The sequence below is a fragment of the Enterococcus sp. DIV1298c genome (assembly GCF_017316315.1).
In the GTDB taxonomy this organism is placed as follows: domain Bacteria; phylum Bacillota; class Bacilli; order Lactobacillales; family Enterococcaceae; genus Enterococcus_B; species Enterococcus_B mangumiae.
Genome location: NZ_JAFLWG010000010.1, coordinates 102314 through 108634, shown reverse-complemented (window position 1 = coordinate 108634; position 6321 = coordinate 102314). Strand labels below are relative to the sequence as shown.

Genomic DNA, 6321 nt, shown 5'->3' with positions numbered 1-6321 from the left:
TCATAAAATATCGTTTTAGTTTCATAATCGTTTAAATAACTAAAATTAATTTTAGTTATCTTATATATATATTTCTTCAATAAGAAAATTTGATTTTTTATAGATTAAAAAATACTCGGAATCTGTTATAGCATACTGTCTTTCAATTATGATACTGGGCTAGAAAATAAAGAAGAAATGCTTTTTTCAAAGTAAATAAGGTATTCCTATCATCAAAAAGGAATACCTCATACATAGATTATTTTCTTTCTAAAGGGAAAAGCAGATAACACTAGCTATGACACTTTTTATTATCTGTATAACCACAACAATATTTCAACCGTTAATGCCAATTTTAATAGTTGTTTGAATATTTCCTACTTCTCTTCCGTATCTAGGATTCACCTACATCATAGTTAAAAACATTTGTCTTGTTTCATCCGAATCCTCTTTATTAAATATCTTGATAAATTGTTGATAGTCACTTAGCTTATCTTCAGGGATAGGAATTAGTTGTCTACTCTCTTCTGTTTCACTTTGATAAAGCCCCCACTGACTTAACAAATTGAATAATTCATCCGCAATACGTATATCTCGCTCACGAATTTCATCTAAGCCCCAATCATTATGAGAATTAGATAATTCACGCAATATACCGACTCTTGATTGATTGTAAATTTCTTTTTTCTTTGTAAAATAACCGTTACTTGCAGTGATATTCAGCTTTTTCTCGAATGGTATTTTATTTCCTATATGTTCTACTAGACTTCTTACTTCTTTATCTGATGTAGTAGGAAAATAAGTCGGTTGCCATTTTTGAGGGAAGATGTGCTCGATCTCCCATTTTTCGGGCAATAGATCTTCCTGATGTTGATAGGAAATCATCTTCAGTATCATGCGTACTGTATTACGATGGGCATCTTTTATTTTTTCCTTTAATTCTTTTTCATCTATCGGAGTAAAGTCAAACTTAGGTTTAGGTGATTTGACAATTTCCGCATTCAAATTCAAGATCCCTCTTTTTACTGCGTTAATTGTCGGAGTTACAATGTATCTAGCTGACAATGTTGCCAATAAACGACGAAGAAATGCTAAAAAATCATCCTCAAATTCAACACTTTTATGATAATGCAAATAATAAGTCACGACTGGATATTTCCAAAATTCATTAGGATAGGAAGTTAAACAATCAAGCACTTGCTTAATCTCTTTATTTTCTGACCACGGTTGACCATCGAGTGAATTTCTATTATTTACTACAATCCATAAATTAAGTATTGTATTCAGATTAGTTAATACATCATCGGAATATAATCGTTCAAAATTATTTTTTGAGTAATATTTCCTTACTCCAGGTGTTGTAGTATTACGATCATTCTCCAATGCTCTCAAATAAAACATATAATAATAAAATAGTTTTTGAATACTTTCATTAGCATTAGTAGCCTCTTCATCCAGTTGCTGCCACTTTTCTATGAAATCATTTTTCCCTTCAACATCCAAATGATTATAAATTTTTGCTTTGAAGATATCTGCGTCTGATAACGCAAGTCCTCGATCATTCAATGTGGAGAAAATAGTCAGCGCTGTATCCTGAGTATCCGCAGTGATTGGTAATAAAATAGCCTTATTCAATATATTACTAATAAACCGATAAAATGACAGTGGTTCATTTGTTGCATAATCATTTAATAAGTGTTGGATCAAGATATAATTTTTTGAATAATTACTTTTTGATTTAACATCAGCTTGACCCCTTACTAGGATATTGGCAAATTCTTCATTGCCTTCGTCCCCCATTACCTTAGACCTGATCAAAATTTTATCTAACTTAACCTCGCCAGTTAGATCATCTTGTTCCCATAAGGCAGGTTCAATTTGACTCTTCAAGAATACTGCTTCTTTCTCACTACTATTTTCTAATTTACCATAGATCGCTCTAAGTAATAAAAATAGCGTAGTTATCCGTTGCTGACCATCAATGATTTCTTGTTCTTGTTGTTCATTTTCATAAGCCACGATACTCCCCAAAAAATAAGTACTCTCGTTATTATTGGCAGTGTACTCTGCTAAGTCATCAAACAACACTTGAATTTGTTCGTCAGTCCAAGCATATGGACGTTGATATTCTGGAATAACAAATTTTTTGAGTTTTCCTGTTTCAAGAAATTGCCTCACACTTTGTTTGTTCACTTCGATTGTCGTTGTCATAATTCAAACCTCCGAAACGGCACTATTTTTAGGTATATATCTATTTACTTTATTCTAACATAGCTGATATAACCGAATGACTTTTTTAATAGATAACAGATTTTATAATATTTTACTTTGCGATCCTCACTTATGATAAGGAGCCCCCGTATTGATCCGAAACGCACGATAAATTTGCTCAACGAGGATCAGGCGCATTAGTTGATGCGGATAGGTCATTTTGCCGAAGGAGATTTGGGCATTGCTGCGTTGCATGACGTCGTCGCTTAATCCTAGTGACCCGCCGATGACAAAGACGAGCTGACTTTTTCCTTGGATGCCTAATTGGTCGATTTGTTTGGCAAAGGCTTCGCTTGTAGGATTTTCTCCTTGGATTGCTAGTGCGTAGACATATTCATGATCTTTGATTTTTGAAAGAATGCGTTCGCCTTCTTTTTCTTTGACTTGACGCATTTGGGCATCGCTAAGATTTTCTGGTGCTTTTTCGTCAGGAACTTCGACTAGTTCAATTTTCCCATAAGCTTTAAGTCGCTTGACGTATTCATTGATTCCTTGGATCAAATATTTCTCTTTTAATTTTCCAACTGAAATAATTTTTATATTCATAATCTTTTCTTTCCCTCGTTCTTTCCTATCGAATGCTACCTTCTTATTATAATAGAGGATGCTTATTCAACAAAGAGATTTAAAAAAGTTTTCCCACATAGTTATACACATCTTCCACAGGTTTATCCACAGTATTCGGGCTATTTAGTGCTTATTTCATAAGTATTTCTTAAGCAAACATATGTTTCACACAGGTTTTTCCACTTTTTCCACAAGCTGTTGATAACTTTATTCATTACTTATTCGCATTTTTTACAATTAGTTTTCCACATTCTCTGTGTATAACTATCTATTTTATTTTTTCATATGGAAACAATCATTTTTCCTAAAGTTTTTCATAAAAAGTTCACAGTCTGGAAGTAGACTAAATTTAGCAAATAAGTCTATACTTAACTTATCAAGAAAATAATAAATGGAGGCAGATCACATGGACAGAAGAGATGTGACACCAAAAATGAAAAAAAGAAAATCTAATGGCATTTGGCGTAAGCTAGGTCTTGGCGTAGTTGGCGGCGTGATTGGAGGATTACTGACTTTCGGTATTTTTTATGCAGCGACTGGGGGCGGAAATTCAGTAACAACTTCTTCTAGCGGGACACAAAATGCATCAGGCGAAACCGTTGTAGAAAATGTGAAAGTCAATGTAGATTCAGATATCACTTCCGCAGTGGATAAAGTACAAGGGGCAGTTGTTTCTGTCATCAATTTACAAAAACAAAGTTCATCATCTGATCCGTTTGGCTCACTATTTGGTCAACAACAAGGAAGTGGTGACGAAGACGGTGAATTGCAAGCTTATAGTGAAGGTAGCGGCGTGATCTATAAAAAAGAAGGCGATTCTGCTTATATCGTAACGAATAATCATGTGGTCGATGGACAACAGGGATTAGAAGTTTTATTAAAAGATGGTACAAAAGTGAAAGCTGAATTAGTCGGTACAGATGCTTATACTGATTTAGCAGTTTTAAAAATCAGTGCAGACAAGGTAGACACTGTTGCTTCATTTGGCGACTCTGCTTCATTGAAAGTCGGCGAACCAGCAATTGCGATTGGTTCTCCTCTAGGTTCTCAATACGCGAACTCCGTAACATCAGGAATCGTTTCTTCCTTGAATCGTCAAGTAACAAGTACAAATGAATCTAATGAAACGGTGAATATCAATGCGATCCAAACAGATGCAGCCATCAACCCTGGGAACTCTGGTGGTCCACTAGTCAACATTGAAGGTCAAGTGATCGGTATCAATTCAAGTAAAATTGCATCGACTTCTGATTCTTCAAGTGTCAGCGTTGAAGGAATGGGCTTTGCTATCCCAAGTAATGATGTCGTAAACATCATCAACCAACTTGAAAAAGATGGAAAAGTGACGCGTCCTGCGCTAGGTATCACTATGACTGATCTTTCAGCAGTCTCTACACAACAACAGGAACAAATCTTGAAATTACCTTCTTCCGTAACAAACGGCGTGATCATCCGCTCTGTTCAACCAGCAACTCCTGCGGAAAAAGCTGGCTTAGAACAATATGATGTTATCACTAAAATCGATGATACAGAAGTTTCTTCTGGTGTTGAATTACAATCTGTGCTTTATGGTAAAAAAGTCGGTGACTCTGTGAAGATCACTTATTACCGTGGAGAAGAAGAAAAAACAGTAAACATCGAATTGACGATCGATAATACCGCATTGAATCAAGGAAATTCAAATAATTCAAACAGCTCAAATAATTAAGAAAAAAAGACAAGTACCTCAAATTTGATGAGGTACTTGTCTTTTTCTATACCTATTAGATTTTAAATGCTTCACCAACAACAGCATCTTCTGGTAATACCAAAATGCCTTTTTTCTCTGGTGCATTAGGGACATGCAGTTCCTTTGCAGAACAAATCATTCCGTCACTTTTGACGCCTCTTAACTCACCAGGCCAAATCATCATACCGTCTGACATCATCGCACCTGGTTTGGCAACGACTACTTTTTGGCCTGCTTCAATATTCGGTGCGCCACAAACGATTTGTAAAACTTCCCCACCATCTACTTCTGTTTCAGTCACTGATAAATGATCTGAATCTGGATGAGGTTCACAAGTTTTGACGTAACCGACAACGATTTTCGGTTGATTGTCTTTTTCAAGTGTTTCTTCAAAGCCGGCTTCCTTTATCAAACGATTCAGTTCAGCTAGTTGTTCTTCTGAGATCGTTACTTGGCCATTCCCTTCAATTGTTAGGTGATCTGAGATATGGAAAAAGTTCCATGCAACGATTTGTCCAGATTCATCCTTGATTTGCGCAACATTCCATTTACGTGTAACGGTGTTTTCCGTTCCTTTATCGTCGGCTACGATCACCATTAATGTGTCGCCCACATGTGCGCGATTATAAGCAAAAATCATTTTGTTTCCTCCAATATCATTTGTTGAAGTTGTTTTTATTCTTGGCAACTGAGTACTTCGCTCTTTGTAAAAAACTACGTAGAACAGTGCCAAACTCTCTTGCTTTATCTTAACAAAAAAAGGCAGTTCTTGCATGATAATTTCTCTTAGAAAGTCTTTCAACAAATTAAGGAAAGAACTCCTCACAAAAAAGACAAGAAAAGATGAGATTTTTCGTTTCCTTGTCTTTTTATGTTTGCTGTTTTAGCTCTTCATTGAATGGCTCAGGCTTCTCTTGGTTCTGAAACGACTAAAACATCGCACGGTGCTTGGCGAATCACGTAACTTGCCACACTACCTGTCATAAACCGTTCAACCGCATTCAACCCTGATTGGCCGATCATGATCAAATCGATTTGGTATTTCTTCGGCAGTTTCACTGCCATGGATTCTCTGACGGAACCATAAGCAACAACGCCTTCAATTTTCTGATAATCAACAGATTTTCCGTAATTTTTGCATTCATCAATCAATTGTCTTGCTGTTTCAGTCTGTTGATCGATCAAGGATTGGTCAATAGGCGTATATCCCATAAACTGATAAAATTGTTGGTCGATTACATTTGTCACGTATACTGTTCCTTCGTTTCTACGAGCTACCTCGACGGCTTTTTTGAATGCAGCAAAGGCTTGCTCGCTTCCGTCGATTCCAACCAATATTTTCTTATATGCTTGTTCCATTTTCGCCACTCCTCTCGTTTCTACCTACTGAATCGCTTTGGTTAAGAATTCTTCGATTTCTTCTTTCGTTTTACGATCTTTGTTGACAAGGCGTCCTAATTCTTTGCCATCTTTGATGACAATAAAACTTGGAATACCGAAAATATTCCATTCTGCTGCTAAATCGATGTACGCATCTCGATCCATTTCTACAAACGTCCACTCTGAAAAGCGACGCTCGATTTCTGGCATTTGTGGTTTGATGAAGCGACAATCGCCACACCAATCGGCAGTAAAGAAAAAGATATGATTGCCTTTTTCGACATAACCTGCTACTTCCTCAAGACTTTTAGGAATAATCATTTGATCACACTTCTTTCTTATTCTATGTTCTACTTAAATTATACACCTTTACAAAAAACTGACCAAACTATATC

At 36.0% G+C, this 6321-nt stretch carries 6 protein-coding genes; 1 reads left to right on the top strand and 5 read right to left on the bottom strand.

Features of this window, described 5'->3' with window-relative positions:
• Positions 1 to 384 precede the first annotated feature (384 nt).
• Positions 385 to 2190: a DUF262 domain-containing protein gene (locus JZO83_RS02530; RefSeq protein ID WP_207114907.1), complete on the bottom strand. Its 1806-nt coding sequence runs from the start codon at positions 2188 to 2190 to the stop codon at positions 385 to 387.
• 126 nt (positions 2191 to 2316) lie between these two features.
• On the bottom strand, positions 2317 to 2796 hold the full coding sequence (rlmH, locus tag JZO83_RS02525; RefSeq protein ID WP_206856814.1) for a 23S rRNA (pseudouridine(1915)-N(3))-methyltransferase RlmH: 480 nt from the start codon (positions 2794 to 2796) through the stop codon (positions 2317 to 2319).
• A gap of 427 nt (positions 2797 to 3223) precedes the next feature.
• Between rlmH and JZO83_RS02520 the strand changes: the two genes are divergently transcribed.
• Positions 3224 to 4525, top strand: coding sequence for a trypsin-like peptidase domain-containing protein (locus tag JZO83_RS02520; RefSeq protein WP_207114906.1), 1302 nt, complete (start codon positions 3224 to 3226; stop codon positions 4523 to 4525).
• Between the two features lie 55 nt (positions 4526 to 4580).
• Here the strand turns inward: JZO83_RS02520 and ytpR are convergent, their stop codons facing one another.
• The 3 genes from ytpR to JZO83_RS02505 all read right to left on the bottom strand — a co-directional run bounded on the left by ytpR (position 4581) and on the right by JZO83_RS02505 (position 6268).
• On the bottom strand, positions 4581 to 5186 hold the full coding sequence (gene ytpR, locus JZO83_RS02515) for a YtpR family tRNA-binding protein (protein ID WP_207114905.1): 606 nt from the start codon (positions 5184 to 5186) through the stop codon (positions 4581 to 4583).
• A gap of 263 nt (positions 5187 to 5449) precedes the next feature.
• Positions 5450 to 5905, bottom strand: a complete 456-nt coding sequence (locus tag JZO83_RS02510) for a universal stress protein (protein ID WP_206856819.1) — start codon at positions 5903 to 5905, stop codon at positions 5450 to 5452.
• 24 nt (positions 5906 to 5929) lie between these two features.
• Positions 5930 to 6268: a thioredoxin family protein gene (locus tag JZO83_RS02505; protein ID WP_339093310.1), complete on the bottom strand. Its 339-nt coding sequence runs from the start codon at positions 6266 to 6268 to the stop codon at positions 5930 to 5932.
• Positions 6269 to 6321: the final 53 nt, after the last annotated feature.

Bases quoted from the DNA above. Each gene is read 5' to 3' on its own strand.
- ytpR (WP_207114905.1), bottom strand. From the start codon at position 5,186: ATGATTTTTGCTTATAATCGCGCACATGTGGGCGACACATTAATGGTG.
- JZO83_RS02520 (WP_207114906.1), top strand. From the start codon at position 3,224: ATGGACAGAAGAGATGTGACACCAAAAATGAAAAAAAGAAAATCTAAT.
- JZO83_RS02530 (WP_207114907.1), bottom strand. From the start codon at position 2,190: ATGACAACGACAATCGAAGTGAACAAACAAAGTGTGAGGCAATTTCTT.
- rlmH (WP_206856814.1), bottom strand. From the start codon at position 2,796: ATGAATATAAAAATTATTTCAGTTGGAAAATTAAAAGAGAAATATTTG.
- JZO83_RS02510 (WP_206856819.1), bottom strand. From the start codon at position 5,905: ATGGAACAAGCATATAAGAAAATATTGGTTGGAATCGACGGAAGCGAG.